Annotated in this window: 17 protein-coding genes; 14 read left to right on the plus strand and 3 right to left on the minus strand. The window is 69.8% G+C overall.

Translation table 11 applies throughout. The features are described from left to right. The 9 genes from IJ15_RS0119170 to dprA all read left to right on the plus strand — a co-directional run. On the plus strand, positions 1-678 hold a 678-nt coding region (locus tag IJ15_RS0119170; protein WP_031939960.1), incomplete at its 5' end, for an SUMF1/EgtB/PvdO family nonheme iron enzyme. After that, entirely contained in the window at positions 678-1,562 is an 885-nt protein-coding gene (locus IJ15_RS0119175; RefSeq protein ID WP_031939961.1) for a hypothetical protein, read from the plus strand. The genes IJ15_RS0119170 and IJ15_RS0119175, both read left to right, overlap by 1 nt. A 74-nt stretch (positions 1,563-1,636) precedes the next feature. Continuing rightward, positions 1,637-1,978, plus strand: coding sequence for a 50S ribosomal protein L19 (gene rplS, locus IJ15_RS0119180; RefSeq protein ID WP_031939962.1), 342 nt, complete (start codon positions 1,637-1,639; stop codon positions 1,976-1,978). 70 nt (positions 1,979-2,048) lie between these two features. Then, positions 2,049-2,843 carry a signal peptidase I gene (lepB, locus tag IJ15_RS0119185; RefSeq protein ID WP_031939963.1) on the plus strand — a complete coding sequence of 265 codons (795 nt, stop codon included), beginning with the start codon at positions 2,049-2,051 and terminating at the stop codon, positions 2,841-2,843. A gap of 50 nt (positions 2,844-2,893) precedes the next feature. Next, complete coding sequence (locus tag IJ15_RS0119190) at positions 2,894-3,580, plus strand: ribonuclease HII (RefSeq protein WP_051919227.1); 687 nt, start codon at positions 2,894-2,896, stop codon at positions 3,578-3,580. Positions 3,581-3,628: 48 nt separating this feature from the next. After that, positions 3,629-3,946 carry a DUF2469 domain-containing protein gene (locus tag IJ15_RS0119195; RefSeq protein ID WP_005513927.1) on the plus strand — a complete coding sequence of 106 codons (318 nt, stop codon included), beginning with the start codon at positions 3,629-3,631 and terminating at the stop codon, positions 3,944-3,946. A 209-nt stretch (positions 3,947-4,155) separates the two neighbouring features. Continuing rightward, positions 4,156-4,512, plus strand: a complete 357-nt coding sequence (locus IJ15_RS0119200) for a YraN family protein (RefSeq protein WP_031939965.1) — start codon at positions 4,156-4,158, stop codon at positions 4,510-4,512. Continuing rightward, entirely contained in the window at positions 4,512-6,020 is a 1,509-nt protein-coding gene (locus tag IJ15_RS0119205) for a YifB family Mg chelatase-like AAA ATPase (RefSeq protein WP_031939966.1), read from the plus strand. The genes IJ15_RS0119200 and IJ15_RS0119205 overlap by 1 nt, the downstream gene beginning before the upstream one ends. Continuing rightward, the gene (gene dprA / locus IJ15_RS0119210; protein WP_031939967.1) at positions 6,017-7,141 is read left to right on the plus strand and encodes a DNA-processing protein DprA; all 1,125 of its coding nucleotides are present in this window, start codon (positions 6,017-6,019) and stop codon (positions 7,139-7,141) included. Before IJ15_RS0119205 ends, dprA begins: the two co-directional genes overlap by 4 nt. 21 nt (positions 7,142-7,162) lie before the next feature. Here dprA and hadA read toward each other — a convergent pair whose 3' ends face one another. Continuing rightward, the gene (hadA, locus tag IJ15_RS0119215) at positions 7,163-7,696 is read right to left on the minus strand and encodes a (3R)-hydroxyacyl-ACP dehydratase subunit HadA (protein WP_031939968.1); all 534 of its coding nucleotides are present in this window, start codon (positions 7,694-7,696) and stop codon (positions 7,163-7,165) included. A gap of 152 nt (positions 7,697-7,848) precedes the next feature. Between hadA and IJ15_RS0119220 the strand changes: the two genes are divergently transcribed. Together IJ15_RS0119220 and IJ15_RS0119225 are read left to right on the plus strand one after the other, a co-directional pair. Further along, positions 7,849-8,979 carry a GIY-YIG nuclease family protein gene (locus IJ15_RS0119220; protein WP_031939969.1) on the plus strand — a complete coding sequence of 377 codons (1,131 nt, stop codon included), beginning with the start codon at positions 7,849-7,851 and terminating at the stop codon, positions 8,977-8,979. An 85-nt stretch (positions 8,980-9,064) separates the two neighbouring features. After that, positions 9,065-9,838, plus strand: a complete 774-nt coding sequence (locus IJ15_RS0119225; RefSeq protein ID WP_031939970.1) for a siderophore-interacting protein — start codon at positions 9,065-9,067, stop codon at positions 9,836-9,838. Between the two features lie 8 nt (positions 9,839-9,846). Here IJ15_RS0119225 and IJ15_RS0119230 read toward each other — a convergent pair whose 3' ends face one another. Next, entirely contained in the window at positions 9,847-11,076 is a 1,230-nt protein-coding gene (locus IJ15_RS0119230; protein WP_081880823.1) for a multidrug effflux MFS transporter, read from the minus strand. Between the two features lie 61 nt (positions 11,077-11,137). Here IJ15_RS0119230 and IJ15_RS0119235 point away from each other — a divergent pair, with 61 nt between their 5' ends. Continuing rightward, entirely contained in the window at positions 11,138-12,076 is a 939-nt protein-coding gene (locus IJ15_RS0119235; RefSeq protein WP_031939972.1) for a tyrosine recombinase XerC, read from the plus strand. Here the strand turns inward: IJ15_RS0119235 and IJ15_RS0119240 are convergent. Further along, positions 12,061-12,654: a M23 family metallopeptidase gene (locus tag IJ15_RS0119240; protein WP_081880824.1), complete on the minus strand. Its 594-nt coding sequence runs from the start codon at positions 12,652-12,654 to the stop codon at positions 12,061-12,063. The genes IJ15_RS0119235 and IJ15_RS0119240 overlap by 16 nt on opposite strands. A 322-nt stretch (positions 12,655-12,976) precedes the next feature. Here IJ15_RS0119240 and rpsB point away from each other — a divergent pair, with 322 nt between their 5' ends. Further along, positions 12,977-13,825 (plus strand): 30S ribosomal protein S2, encoded by an 849-nt coding sequence (gene rpsB, locus IJ15_RS0119245; RefSeq protein WP_031939974.1) that lies wholly within the window; start codon positions 12,977-12,979, stop codon positions 13,823-13,825. A 117-nt stretch (positions 13,826-13,942) separates the two neighbouring features. Continuing rightward, positions 13,943-14,767 carry a translation elongation factor Ts gene (gene tsf / locus IJ15_RS0119250; RefSeq protein WP_031939975.1) on the plus strand — a complete coding sequence of 275 codons (825 nt, stop codon included), beginning with the start codon at positions 13,943-13,945 and terminating at the stop codon, positions 14,765-14,767. Positions 14,768-15,013: the final 246 nt, after the last annotated feature.

The following is a 15,013-nucleotide window of genomic DNA, read 5'->3' on the forward strand; positions in this document are numbered from 1 at the left end:
CCCGCCCACCCCGTCTCGCTCGACGACTACCAGCAGTGGTGGTCGTGGGTGCCCGGCGCGGACTGGCGGCATCCGGAAGGCCCCGGCAGCAACGTCGGGGGCCGCGAGCGTCACCCCGTCACACACGTGTCGTACGCCGACGCGCTCGCGTACGCGGCGTGGGCGGGCAAGGAACTGGCGACCGAGGCCGAATGGGAGTTCGCGGCGCGCGGCGGACTCGACCGTGCCACGTACGCGTGGGGCGACGAGTTCACCCCGGGCGGCCGGCATCAGGCCAACACGTGGCAGGGCCAGTTCCCGTGGGAGAACCTCGTCGAGGACGGGTTCGTCGGGACGTCACCGGTCGGCAGTTTCCGGCCCAACGGCTACGGCCTCGACGACATGGCCGGCAACGTGTGGGAGTGGACCACCGACTTCCACACCGCCGACCACAGTGCGTCCGGCCGGAACGTCGCGCCCGCGTCGTCGTGCTGCATTCCGCGCAACCCGCGCGTCGAGGTGGGTGAGGCCCGGGACGGGGAGACGTACCCGCGTCGGGTGATCAAGGGTGGGTCGCATCTGTGCGCACCCAACTACTGCCTGCGCTACCGTCCGGCCGCGCGGCAAGGGGAGACCGAGGAGACCTCCACCTGCCACATCGGGTTCCGCTGCATAGTCCGTGGACAGGCCCCGGCCTGATGCGGCACTGGCTCGAGCGGGAGATCATCGCCAACGGCCGACTGCCGTTGCTGTTCTTCCTGCTCGGGTTCCTGCTCGCGTTCCTCTTCATCCGGGTCAGCGTCCGGATGATCCGTGCCGAGGTGCGGTGGTGGCCCGGGAACGTCACCCCGGGCGGGCAGCACATCCATCACGTCGTGTTCGGGGTGGTGACGATGTTCGCCTCGGGCGTCGCACTGATCGCGGTGTACGAGAATGCGTCCCAGACGACCGGTGCGGTGATCGCCACGTTCTTCGGGATCGGCACGGCACTCGTCCTCGACGAGTTCGCCCTGATCTTCTACCTCAAGGACGTGTACTGGGCCGACCAGGGCAGGGCATCGGTCGACGCGGTGTTCGTCGCACTCGCGGTGACCGGGTTGCTGCTGCTCGGCTTCCAGCCGCTCGAACTGCTCGACATCACCGAGTGGCGGGAGGATCCGCACATCGCGGTGCGGATCACGATCGTGGTTCTCGTGGTCGTCAACCTCGCCCTGGCCGCGATCGTCATCCTCAAGGGCAAGATCTGGACCGGTCTCGTCGGGCTGTTCGTGTTTCCGATCCTGCTCGTCGGTGCGATCCGGTTGAGCCGGCCCGGCGCGCCGTGGGCGAGATGGCGCTACACGAGGAAGCCCCGCCGGATGCAACGCGCGATCGAGCGTGAGAAGCGGTTCCGCCGCCCGATGATCCGCGCGAAGATCTACGTGCAGGATCTCGTCGCAGGTAAACCGAGTGTCGAGCATGCGCTGACGGCCACCGAGGCCGAGCTCGAGCGCACCGTGCAACCGGCGCCGCCGCCGATTACCGCGCATGGTGCGGCGTCTGGCACAATGGTCGGGTTGCCTGGCGAAGGCGACTCAACTTGATCTGAGCACGAACCAGTCGAGCCACGGCCGCTCGGTTCCTCTGCTCCTGCGAATAACGCAAGGATGGAACAACCATGAACACCTTGGATTTCCTGGACGCCAAGTCTCTCCGCAACGATATTCCGGAGTTCCGCGCCGGTGACACCCTGAACGTGCACGTCAAGGTCATCGAGGGCTCGAAGGAGCGCGTGCAGGTCTTCAAGGGCGTCGTGATCCGTCGCCAGGGCGGCGGCGTTCGCGAGACCTTCACCGTCCGCAAGATCTCGTTCGGCGTCGGCGTCGAGCGCACCTTCCCGGTCCACAGCCCCAACCTGGCCCAGATCGAGGTCGTCACCCGCGGTGACGTCCGTCGCGCCAAGCTGTACTACCTGCGCGACCTGCGCGGCAAGGCTGCGAAGATCAAGGAAAAGCGCTGAGCCTCGACGCTCTGAGCTACTTCGGTTGGCCCGGCACCGCTTTCATGCGGTGTCGGGCTAATCTGTCTCAGTGGCAGATGCACCGCAGGACCCGGCCGTGACATCGGATGCGAACGACGGCGCCGGCACCGAGAAGCGTCGGCGTCGGGGCAAGGAGAAGAAGCCGCGCTCGTTCTGGCGCGAGATCCCGATCCTCATCCTCGTCGCGCTACTGCTGAGCTTCCTGCTGCAGACGTTCATCGCGCGGGTGTACCTCATTCCGTCCGAGTCGATGGAGCCCACGCTGCACGGCTGCCCCGGCTGCACCGGCGACCGCATCGTCGTCGAGAAGATCAGCTACCGCTTCGGTGATCCGAAGCCGGGCGACGTCATCGTCTTCCGCGGTACCGATTCGTGGTCGGAGCGGTACGAGTCGACGCGCTCGTCGAACCCCGTCCTGCGGGGCGCTCAGGAACTCGGCTCGATGGTGGGGCTGGTCCCGCCGGACGAGAACGACCTCGTCAAGCGTGTCATCGCCACCGGTGGACAGACGGTCGAGTGCTGCGACGACGAGGGCCGCGTGCTGGTCGACGGCAAGCCGCTCGACGAGCCGTACATCACCATGGACTTCCCGTTCGTCCCGGGCGTGCAGACCTGCGACACCGCGGTGCGATCGGCACGTTGCTTCGGTCCGGTCACCGTCCCCGAGGGCAACCTGTGGATGATGGGCGACAACCGCAGCAACTCGTCGGATTCGCGCTACCACGTGTCCGACGAAATCCAGGGCACCATCCCGGTCGACAACGTGATCGGCAAGGCGACGTTCATCGTGCTGCCGCCGTCGCGTTGGGGCAAGATCTCGTCCCCCGACATTCAGCAGCAGTGAGTACCTGGCCACCGAGAACCGTCATTCGCAGAGCAGCCGGCTTGCGGACCATGGAGTCTGCGCTGGTGCGCTGCGGCCTGGGGCCCGTGGCCGGTGTGGACGAGGCCGGTCGCGGCGCGTGCGCGGGACCGCTGGTCGTCGCGGCCTGCGTGCTCGGGTCCAGACCGCAGGCGGCCTTGGCCGGACTGGACGACTCGAAGAAGCTCACCGAGAAGGTCCGCGAGGAACTGTTCCCGGTGATCAAGCGGCTCGCGGTGGCGTGGAGCGTCGTCGAGATCCCGGCCGCGGAGATCGATCGCATCGGGGTCCACGTCGCGAACATCGAGGGCATGCGCCGCGCGGTCGCGGGACTGTCCGTGCCGCCCGGCTACGTGCTCACCGACGGTTTCCGGGTGCCGGGACTGCCGGCGCCGTCGCTGCCGGTGATCGGGGGCGACGCCGCGGCCGCGTGCATCGCGGCGGCAAGTGTGCTCGCGAAGGTCACCCGTGATCGGACGATGATCGCACTGGACGACGAACTGCCCGGGTACGGTTTCGCCGGGCACAAGGGATACAGCACCGCGGTGCACACGGCGGCGCTCCACGAACTGGGGCCGAGCCGGGAGCACCGGATGTCGTACGCGAATGTGGCCGCGGCGAGCCGCGCATTCGAGTCGGCGGCGAGCCGCGCATTCGAGTCGGCGGCGAGTGGTGAGTTCGAGTCGGCGGGGCGGCGCGGATTCGGGTCCACGGGGTAGGTGCGGGATGATGGGTTTTCACAACAACGCAGGAGGACGTCGAGGCCGATGAGTGCCGAGGATCTCGAGAAGTACGAAACCGAGATGGAACTGTCGCTATACCGCGAGTACCGGGACATCGTCGGTCAGTTCTCGTACGTCGTGGAGACCGAGCGCCGGTTCTATCTCGCGAACTCCGTGGAGTTGCTGCCGCACAGCGCGGACGGCGAGATCTACTTCGAGGTGCGGATGTCCGACGCCTGGGTGTGGGACATGTACCGGCCTGCTCGCTTCGTGAAGTACGTGCGGGTCATCACGTTCAAGGACGTGAACATCGAGGAGTTGGAGAAGTCCGACCTGCGACTGCCGGACAACGGTCTGGGCTGATCGCCGGGGTCTTCTCATTCGGGCCTTCGGGAACCGCGCATCCGACCGGGTGCGCGGTTCTCGTGTCTTCGGGGGTGGTTTGTCCACAGCCCCTCTTTCATCCACAGGGCAATTTCTTTGCCCAGGTCGGCGTCGGGGCGGTGCCGGCGCTCCCGGGCACAGTCGGTGTCACCGGCGGGAGGTTCCGGCCGGGTGAGGGGGAAGCCCGCATGGGACGCAATCTCGCGCTGGGCGCGATGGGGGAGGATCTCGCAGCCCGCGTGCTGACGGACGCGGGTCTGCAGATCCTGGACCGCAACTGGCGGTGCCGCCACGGGGAACTGGACCTGGTGGCCGTGGACGGGGACACCGTGGTGTTCGTGGAGGTGAAGACCCGGTCGGGGCTCGGATTCGGCAGTCCGGCGGAGGCGGTCACCTATTCGAAGCAGCGGCGGATCCGGATGCTGGCGCAACGGTGGTTGTCCGCGTCGGAGCGGCACTGGCCGAACGTGCGATTCGATGTGGTGTCGGTGCTGGTCGACCGGCATCGGGCACCGGAGGTCACGCACCTGGTGGCGGTGTTCTGATGGCGCTCGGGCGTGCCCACTCGGTCGCGGTGAGCGGAGTCGACGGGCAGATCGTGGAGATCGAGGCGGACATCGGGCGCGGACTGCCCGGGGTGCACCTGGTGGGATTGCCGGACACGGCGCTGCAGGAGTCGCGGGACCGGGTGCGGGCGGCGGTCACCAATTCCGGCGAGAAGTGGCCCGAGTCGCGGGTGACGTTGGCGCTGTCGCCGGCGACGCTGCCGAAGGTCGGCAGTGTCTACGACCTCGCGCTGGCGTGTGCGGTGCTCGACGCGGCCCGGCAGGTGCCGCGGACGCGGCTCGCGAAGACGGTGCTGCTGGGCGAGTTGGCGCTCGACGGCCGACTGCGCACGGTCCGCGGCGTGCTCCCGGCGGTGCTGGCGGCGAAGAACGCGGGCTGGTCGACGGTGGTGGTGCCGGTCGAGGCACTGGCGGAGGCCGGGCTGGTCGACGGTATCGAGATTCTCGGCGCCGACCGGCTCACGGCGGTCACGCTGTGGCTGCAGGGCAAGGGGACGCTGTCCGGACCCGAGCCGTTCGACCCCGGGGCCGCGTCGTCCCGCGCCGATCTCAGCGAGGTCGTGGGCCAGGCGGAGGCGCGGTGGGCGATCGAGGTGGCGGCCGCCGGTGCCCACCACCTGATGCTCACCGGACCTCCCGGAATCGGGAAGACCATGCTCGCGCAGCGGCTGCCCGGGGTCCTGCCGGCATTGACCGAGCCGGAGGCGTTGGAGGTCACGGCCATTCACTCCGTCGCCGGGCTGCTCACGTCGGAGCGTCCGCTCATCACCGAGCCGCCGTTCATCGCGCCGCACCACACGTCGTCGGTGAGTGCGTTGGTGGGCGGCGGCAGCGGAATGGCGAGACCGGGTGCGGTGAGCCGCGCCCACCGCGGAATCCTGTTCCTCGACGAGTGCGCCGAGATGGGTACCAAGGCACTCGAGGCCCTGCGGACACCGCTGGAGGACGGGGAGGTGCGCATCGCGCGACGGGACGGGGTCGCACGCTACCCGGCGCGGTTCCAGTTGGTGCTCGCCGCGAACCCGTGCCCTTGCGCCCCGGCGCGCGAGGTGGACTGCGTGTGCGCGCCCACGGTTCGGCGGCGATACCTGGGTCGGCTGTCCGGCCCGCTCCTGGACCGGGTCGACCTGCGGATCCGGATGAAGGCCGTCGCGACGGGGGCGTTGATGGACGAGGTGGGGGAGACCACCGACCAGGTGCGTGGCCGGGTGTCGGCGGCGCGGTCCGCGGCCGGCGAGCGGTGGCGGTCCTACGGATGGCGTACCAACGCGGAGGTTCCGGGCCCGGCCCTGCGGCAACGGTTCCGGCTGCCCCGCGAGGCACTGGGACCACTCGAGAAGGCACTGCGCCTGGGGGTCGTCACCGCGCGCGGCGCCGACCGGGCGCTGCGGGTGGCATGGACCCTCGGCGACCTCGCCGGCCTGGAATCGCCGGGCCGCGACGAGGTGTCGACGGCGCTGGAGTTCCGGGATCGGGGTGCGGCATGAGCGGGCACGATCCGCGACTGCTGGCGTGGGCGTACCTGTCGAAGGTGGTGCAGGGATCGTGTCCGCCGCTCGCGCAACTGGCCGCTGCGGTCGGTCCGGTCGACGCGGCCCGGGCGGTGCGGGAGCGGGATCTGTCGAGCTTCCTGGATCGGCGGACGTCGGCGCGGGCGCACCTCGACACCGCCGCCCGGGATCTGGATCTGGTCGCAGCCATGGGCGGTCGCCTGGTGACCCCCGACGACGACGAGTGGCCGCGGTGGCGGCTGCTGGCGTTCGACGCCCTCGGCGACGGTCGGGACGACGGTGGCCCGCTGGCGCTGTGGGTGCTCGGCGATCGACCGCTCGACGAGTTGGTCGCCCGGTCGGTGGCGGTGGTCGGGACCCGCGCGGCCAGTTCGTACGGCGAACATGTCACCGCCGAGATCGTCGGAGATCTCGCGGCCGACGGCTGGACGGTGGTGTCGGGTGCGGCGTTCGGGATCGACGCGGCCGCGCACCGTGCGGCGCTGGGCGCCGGTGGTCTGACCGTCGCGGTTCTGGCCTGCGGGGTGGACCGGGCGTATCCCGCCGGACACGGGCGTCTGCTCCAGCAGATCGCACGGGACGGCGCGGTCGTCAGCGAGTATCCGCCCGGGACGACCCCGGCGCGGTACCGCTTCCTGGCCCGGAATCGGTTGGTGGCGGGGCTGTCCGATGGTGTCGTGGTGGTCGAGGCGGGCTGGCGGAGTGGGGCACGGAACACCGCGACGTGGGGCCGACGGTTGGGGCGCCCGGTGCTGGCGGTACCCGGCCCGGTGACATCGGCGGCGTCGACCGGGTGCCACCGGATGATCCGGGAGGGGGAGGCCCGCCTCGTCGCGAGCGCGAAGGACGTCGTGGAGGAGGCCGGCCCTGTCGGGGTGGACGGTGACGCGGGCGGCGGGGCGGTGCGCGCCCTGGACGCGCTCACCGGGGACGCGGCGGTGGTGTACGAGGCGTTGCCGGGCAGTGGCACCCGGGGGCCCGGGGAACTGTCGGAGGCGTCGGGGTTGCCGGTGGCGCGGGTGCGGGCGTTGCTGCCGGTGCTCGAGCTCGACGGTTTCGCCGGGTCGGACGAGACGGGGTGGTTCCGGAGTCGGTGAGGGTGGAAGTGGTGCGGCCGGTCACGGCTCGCGCATCATGACGTCCCTGATCCGGCGCAGGCGATCGGGATCGGCCTCGCTTCCGGTCCGTCCGACCAGTGTGGTCAGCGTGGTGATGACCGGCTCGCCGGTGTGATCGGACACGATGTTCTTGGTCACGATGATGTCGCTGCCGGCGGTCTGCCGGAACGACTCGAGTGAGACGTCGACGGTCAGCCGGTCGCCCGCGCGCATCGGGCGGTGGATCACCAGTTTCTGGTCCGTCTGGAGAATCTGACTCAGGTCGAATCCGGTGATGATCTGCTCGAGGAGGTACTTCTGGGCGATGGCGCCGATCACCGAGACGAAGGTGAGCGGCGCGACCAGCGCCGAATGTCCGAGCGCGCGGGCGGCTTCCTCGTCGTAGTGCGCGGGATGGTCGTTCTGGACGGCGGTCGCGTACTCGCGAACCTTCTCCCGACCCACCTCGTAGTAGTCGGGCATCCGGTAGCTGAAGCCCACCAGACGCTCGGCGCGGACGGCGCGGTCGTCGAGGTGATCGGCTGGTCGGGGCACCTGTCGAGTGTGACGGAAGAACCGCTCCGGCGTCCGATATCGGGCGGAGACGGACACAACCGGCCTCGGATCGTTTCCGTACGGAAACGATCCGAGGCCACTGGGCAGCAAGGCGTACCGCATGCGGTCCGGTGATCGCCTACAGTCGCGTCATGGCTACCGTCTGGACCGTCCCCGAAGACATCACCCGAGTGCTGCTGGCTGCGCCGGGAATCCGCGATTTCCTCACGGACGACGAGGGGCGGGGTGTGGCGAGCGATCCCAAGGTGCGGCTCGCCGAGTTCACCGCGGTCGTCAATTCCCTGCAGGACAACGCCGGGCGTACCTTCACCTCCGTTCGGGATGCCTCCGGGGTGCTGTTCGACGGGCCGCCGGGCGGTGTCGTGATCTCCGATGCGCTCCGGCTCGCCGTCATGCGGGTGATCACCGCGGAACCTCGCGAACGCAAGGCGTCGCCCAATCCGCTTCCGGCCCGCGTGGTCGAGAACCTGGGGGTGTACGTCTATGCGCTGCGGGACCCGCGGGACCGGTCGATCTTCTACGTCGGTGCCGGGCGAGGCAACCAGATCTACGCGCACGTGTGGGATGCGCTGGGGGAGGCGGGCACCCTCGACTCCGAGAACGTCGGGGACCCCGATCGTGACGACACGCGCACGGCCTGGACCCGCCGGATCCGCGACATCTACGGGGCCGGGCATGCGGTCGACCACATCGTTCTGCGGCACCGGGTGGAGTCGGCCCACGACACCGTCGGCGCGGCACGGGAGGCGGCGCACCTGGTGACCGATGCGCTGCGTCAGCTCGAAGGCCGACCGCAGCATCCGGTGCTGACGAACCTTGCCGGTGAACCGGTGGACCTCGAGAAGCGGGCCATGTCCGTCGAGGAGCTGGCCGTGCAGTACGCGGCGCTGCCCGCGCCGGAACTGCCGGTGCCGGGTGCGCTGGTGCGGGTGCCCGCCGCGGCGGCCGCGGCGTTGACGGCGGAGGAACTGTATGCGGCTGCCCGCGGGCCGTGGCGGGCCGGGGCGGCCGCCCGGAACATCGCAGATCTTCCGGTGATCGTGTTCGCGGACAACATCGTCCGGGCGGTCTACCGGGCGACCTCGTGGGAGGGCGTGGGGCCGGTCACCGATCAGCTGTGGCGGTTCTCCGGCGCCGTGGACGCCGACCTCGAGGCGAAGTTCGTCGGGACCCGGGTGACGCCGGATCGTGCCGGGCTCAAGGCCTGGCCGTCCCACGGCTGGGTGCAGCGACTCACGTTGGCCCGCCCGCACGGTCGCTGACGGCGCCAGGTGCCGTCCGCACGGTCTGTATGGTAGTTAGGTAAAGCTAACCAATTGCCGTTTGGATCGTCAGGAGCGTGTCACAGTGGCCAGGAAGACATCGACGTTGACAGTGGTGCGCACCGAGCGGATCGCATCGCACATGGTGCGTGTCGTGCTGGGAGATCCGGGCTTCGAGTCCTTCGAGCCGTCCGGGTTCACGGACTCGTACGTGAAGATCGAGTTCGGTCCCGCGGACGATCCGGTCCTGCGTACTTACACCGTCCGGTCCGTCGACCCGGTCGCTCGTGAGCTGGCGATCGACTTCGTCGTCCACGGTGACGAGGGTGTCGCGGGGCCCTGGGCGGCGTCCGTGGCCCCGGGGGAGACGGTGACCGTTCGAGGCCCCGGCGGCGCCTACACGCCCCGCCCCGATGCTGACTGGCATCTCATCGCGGGCGACGAGTCGGCGTTGCCGGCGATCTCGACCGCCGTCGAGGCCCTCGCACCCGATGCGGTGGCCAAGGTCTTCATCGAGGTCGCCGACTCGCGTGACGAGGTCCCGCTGGCGGCCGGTGACAACGTGGAGATCACGTGGATCCACCGCGGCGTGACCTCCGATGCCGCGGGCGCGGAGGTGGCGGGCGAGAACTCGCCGCTGGTGACTGCGGTCCGGGAGACGACGTGGCTGCCCGGCGACGTGCACGTGTTCATCCACGGCGAGGCGCAGGCCGTGATGCACGGCCTGCGCCCCTACATCCGGAAGGAACGCGGTGTCCCGGCCGCGTCGGCCTCGATCTCGGGGTACTGGCGGCGCGGGCGCACGGAAGAGGGCTTCCGCGTGTGGAAGACGGAACTGGCGGCCACCGGGGCGATCTGAGTCGGCCGTCACGCCGCCCCGGTGCCGGCCTGCTCCGGGGCGACGGACGGGTTCGGGCCGGCGTCGCGGGTCAGCACGACGAGCGCGGTCAGGGCGATCGCACCGGATGCGAGGATTGCGACGGCCATCGGCACGGCGGAGTCTCCGCCGCCGATTCCGACGAGCGGGGAGATGACCGCGGCCAGGCCGAACTGCCCGGCGCCGAGCAGTGCCGAGCCGGTGCCGGCGGCCTCGGGGACCCTTCCCTGGGCCAGCGCGGTTGCGTTGCCCATGATGAAGCCGATGCTCGAGACGGCGCCGAACATCAGGGGCAGCACCAGCGTGATGTGACTGCCGCCGATCGTGGTCGCGAGGGTGAGGAGAGATCCGGACGTCACGAGCAGTCCGACGCCGAAGGTGAGGAGTTGCCGGGGTGCGAACCGGCCGATCAGCTTGGTGTTGACGATGCTGCCGACCATGATGCCCAGCGAGTTGACCGCGAACACCATGGAGAACTGTCCGGGCGTCAACCCCAGAACGTCCTGCACCACGAACGGCGAGGCGGAGATGTACGCGAACAGGGCGCCGAACCCGAACGCGAACGTCAGGGCGTAGCCGACGTACACACGGTTGGTGGCGACGTTGCGGATGTTGCCGGCCAGTGCGGCCAGTCCGCCGCCGTGCCGGCGCTCGACTGGCAGTGTCTCCGGGACGATCGTCAGCACGCCGACGAGCATCACGACGGAGGCGACGGTGAGCACCCAGAAGATGCCGCGCCAGCCGATCGGCCCCAGCAGTGCGCCGCCCATGAGCGGTGCGACGACGGGCGCCACGCCGCCGATGATCATCATGATGCCGAAGAGTCGCGCCGCCGAGTCGCCCCGGGCGCGGTCGGCGATCACGGCGCGCGCCAACACGATTCCGGCGCCGCCGCTGAGGCCCTGGAGAAGGCGCGCGCCGATGAGGACGCCGATGTTGGGCGCGATCGCGCACAGCAGGCCGCTGATCGCGCACACGACGGTCGCGCCGATCAGCAGTTTGCGGCGTCCGAGGCCGTCGGACAGCGGCCCGATCAGCAACTGGCCGATGCCGAGTCCGGCCATGAAGGTGGTCAGCGTCAACTGAACGTTGGTGGGGGAGGTATCGAGACTGTCGGCCATCGACGGCAGTCCGGGCAGGTACATGTCCGTCGCCAGAGGGGCGGTGGCCGAGATCAGAGCCAGCACACAGAGAAGAGGAATGGGTAGAGCGCGTTTCACGCGAGAACCCTATCGGCGCGGCCGCTTGCGATTTCGTGGGGACGCCGCGACGGTTGTCGGCATGGACGTCGACCCGAACCCGCAGCTTCCGCCCGGGTTGCGCATGCATCTCGACGACTACGCGGAGTACCTGAGGCTCGAGCGCGGGCGGTCGGTGCACACCGTGCGCGCCTACCTCGCCGATGTCAGAAGTCTGCTCGAGTACCGGGTCCGCGACCGTCCCGACGCCGGGCTGGCCGACGTCGATCTGCGGGTGCTCCGCGGCTGGCTCGGAGATCAGGCCGCGGCGGGTGTCGCGCGCACCACCCTGGCCCGGCGGACGTCGTCGGCCAAGGGGTTCACGGGGTGGGCGCAGCGGACCGGCCGGATGGAGGTCGATCCCGGAGTCCGGCTCGTCGCGCCGAAAGCGCACCGGACGCTGCCGCCGGTACTGCGTCAGGAGCAGGCGGCGGAGGCGATGGCGGCCGCGCAGTCCGGTGCCGATCAGGAGGACCCGATCGCGCTGCGGGACCGTTTGATCGTGGAACTGCTGTACTCGACCGGAATCCGCGTCGGCGAACTGTGCGGACTCGACGTCGCCGACATCGACGGCAGCAGGCGGGTGCTGCGAGTGCTCGGCAAGGGCGACCGGGAACGTGTAGTGCCGTACGGCCGGCCGGCCGAGGAAGCGATCGATGCGTGGCTGCGCGCCGGGAGGCCCGAACTCGTCAACGAGCGGTCCGGGGACGCGCTGCTGCTCGGGCGCCGGGGCGGACGCCTCGATCAGCGTCAGGCCCGCAGCGTCGTGCACGACGTGGTCCGGGCCGTGCCCGGCGCACCCGACCTTGCGCCGCACGGCCTGCGGCACTCGGCGGCGACGCACCTGCTCGAGGGCGGAGCCGACCTGCGTGTGGTCCAGGAACTGCTGGGGCATTCGAGTCTGGCCACCACCCAGCTCTACACGCACGTCTCGGTGGCCCGGCTGCGCTCGGTCCACGATCAGGCTCATCCGCGGGCGTGACCACCGGGGTCGATCGGGAGGAGCCGGATCGGCATCGTGCGGACCAGCGGTAACGGGTCGAGGTATTCCCGATCCCGGCGCAGACCCCAGTGCAGGCACGCCGTCGCCGCGCACTCGGGGTGCCCGGGCACGACGGTGCCGAGGACGGTGCCGCGTTCCACCCGTCGGCCGGCGGTGACCGACGCGTCCACCGGCTCGTACGTGGTCCGCAGGCCGCCGGGATGATCGACGGAGACGACGGGTTTCCCGGCGACCGCGCCGGCGAAGACCACCGTTCCGGAACCGGCGGCGAGCACGGGCTGGCCCGGCGTCGCCGCCAGGTCGACGCCGCGATGTCCGGGCAGCCAGTTCCGGTCGGGCTTGTCGAACGCGCGCACCACCCGCGGCCGGGGGCGCAGCGGCCAGTCGAACGTCGCCCGGGTCGTGTCGGTCCCCCCGCCGGCCGGCGCGACCGGAGGCGGAGACGGGGGCCGAGGTTGCGGGGTCGGCGCGGCCCCGGCGGGGGAGATGCAGAGCATCAGCAGTGCTGTCGCAGTTGCGACGCTGCAGGCGGCGCGGGACGGGCGTGGGAATCTCATCGATCGACCCTGTCGTGCAATCGGGCCCTGCGGGGGCCTGTCCGTCCATCTGTGGATACGAGAGTTCTTCATCCACAGATGGGACGGCCGGGCTCGCCACCTGCCCCTTCCGTGCTCTCGGGTCGCGGGTTAGGAACGATCGCGGTCAGGCCGTACACTTGTCGGGCGGTCTGTGCACGCACAGTCCGACTTCGCGCGCCCGCGCATTATCCGGTCTTCGGCTGGTCCTGCATTCGTGCAGGTCCGAGGATCGGGCGGGCGCCAGGGCAGAGGCCACCCGGCCACTGCGACAACCGGCATACGAAAGAAGAGGTACACAGCCATGGCTGTTGTGACCATGAGGCAGCTGCTTGACAGCGGCGCACACTTCGGGCACCAGACCCGCCGCTGGAACCCGAAGATGAAGCGGTTCATCTTCACCGACCGCAACGGCATCTACATCATCGACCTGCAGCAGACGCTGACGTACATCGACAAGGCGTACGAGTTCGTCAAGCAGACTGTCGCCCATGGCGGCACCGTCCTGTTCGTCGGTACCAAGAAGCAGGCCCAGGAGTCCATCGCGGCCGAGGCGACTCGCGTCGGGATGCCCTACGTCAACCAGCGTTGGCTCGGCGGCATGCTCACCAACTTCTCGACCGTCCACAAGCGCCTGCAGCGCCTGAAGGAGCTCGAGTCGATGGAGCAGACCGGCGGTTTCGAGGGTCGCACCAAGAAGGAAATCCTCATGCTCACGCGTGAGATGACCAAGCTCGACCGCACCCTCGGCGGCATCCGGGACATGGCCAAGGTTCCGTCGGCCATCTGGGTCGTCGACACCAACAAGGAGCACATCGCCGTCGGCGAGGCGCGCAAGCTGAACATCCCGGTCATCGCGATCCTGGATACCAACTGCGACCCCGACGTCGTCGACTACCCGATCCCGGGCAACGACGATGCGATCCGCAGCGCCGCCCTGCTCACCAAGGTTGTTGCTTCGGCAGTGGCCGAGGGCGTGCAGGCCCGTGCCGGCCTGAGCGCCGACAAGGATGCCAAGCCGGAGGCCGGCGCCGGCGAGCCGCTCGCAGAGTGGGAGCAGGAGCTCCTCTCGCAGGCAGCCCCCGCCGCTGACGCACCGGCTGCTGAGGCACCGGCCGCTGAGGCTCCCGCCGCGGACGCGCAGCAGTCCTAGTCGATTCGGCCCCGACCCTTGCGGTCGGGGCCGTTTCACTCAGCTGCTCCGGCCCGGCCCCGCACCTCGCGTCGCGGGAGTCGGGCACCGAAACTCATCCGAGGAGGATTGCCCCCGATGGCGAACTACACCGCCGCTGACGTCAAGCGGCTCCGCGAGCTCACCGGCTCCGGAATGATGGACTGCAAGAACGCGCTCGCGGAGACGGACGGCGACTTCGACAAGGCCGTCGAGCTGCTCCGCATCAAGGGTGCCAAGGACGTGGGCAAGCGCGCCGAGCGCACCACGGCCGAGGGCCTGGTCGCGGCCAAGGACGGCGTCATGATCGAGATCAACGCCGAGACCGACTTCGTCGCGAAGAACGCCGAGTTCCAGGAGCTGGCCGACAAGGTCGTCACCGCGGCCGCCGCCGGAAAGCCCGCCGACCTGGAGGCCCTCAAGGCCCTCGAGATCGACGGCAAGACCGTCGACGCCGTGGTCCAGGAGCTCTCCGCGAAGATCGGCGAGAAGCTCGAGCTGCGTCGCGTCGTCTCCTTCGACGGCCCGGTCGCGACCTACCTGCACAAGCGTGCCTCCGATCTGCCCCCGGGCGTCGGCGTGCTCGTCGAGTACACCGGTGAGGGCGAGGGTGCCGCCGAGGCCGCTCGCGCTGCCGGCATGCAGGTTGCCGCGCTCAAGGCGAAGTACCTCAGCCGCGACGAGGTCCCCGCGGACATCGTCGAGGCCGAGCGTCGCGTCGCCGAGCAGACGGCCAAGGAGGAGGGCAAGCCCGAGGCTGCGCTCCCGAAGATCGTCGAGGGTCGCGTCAACGGCTTCTTCAAGGATGTCGTCCTGCTCGAGCAGTCGTCGGTCACCGACTCCAAGAAGACCGTCAAGGCTCTTCTGGACGACGCCGGTGTCACCATCACCCGCTTCGCGCGGTTCGAGGTCGGCGCCAGCTAGTCGCACTTCCACACATCGGCCCCGCCGGCCGGGTGGGTGCAGTCGTCGATCCGGTTCATCCGGATCGACGGTCCGCCCCATTCGGTCCGTGCGGGGCCGACGTGTGCGGTGGGTGGGGTCAGCGCTGGTGATCCCGGGTCGATGAGGCAGGATGGTAGGGCCTGTTCCGGAGGATCTTCCGGACGGGTCGTCGACGCCCGGCCCGGCCCGTTCGTGGCCCGCTCGCCGAAGAACCGCAATACTTCT

Origin of the sequence: Prescottella defluvii (assembly GCF_000738775.1) — a bacterium.
Taxonomy (GTDB): domain Bacteria; phylum Actinomycetota; class Actinomycetes; order Mycobacteriales; family Mycobacteriaceae; genus Prescottella; species Prescottella defluvii.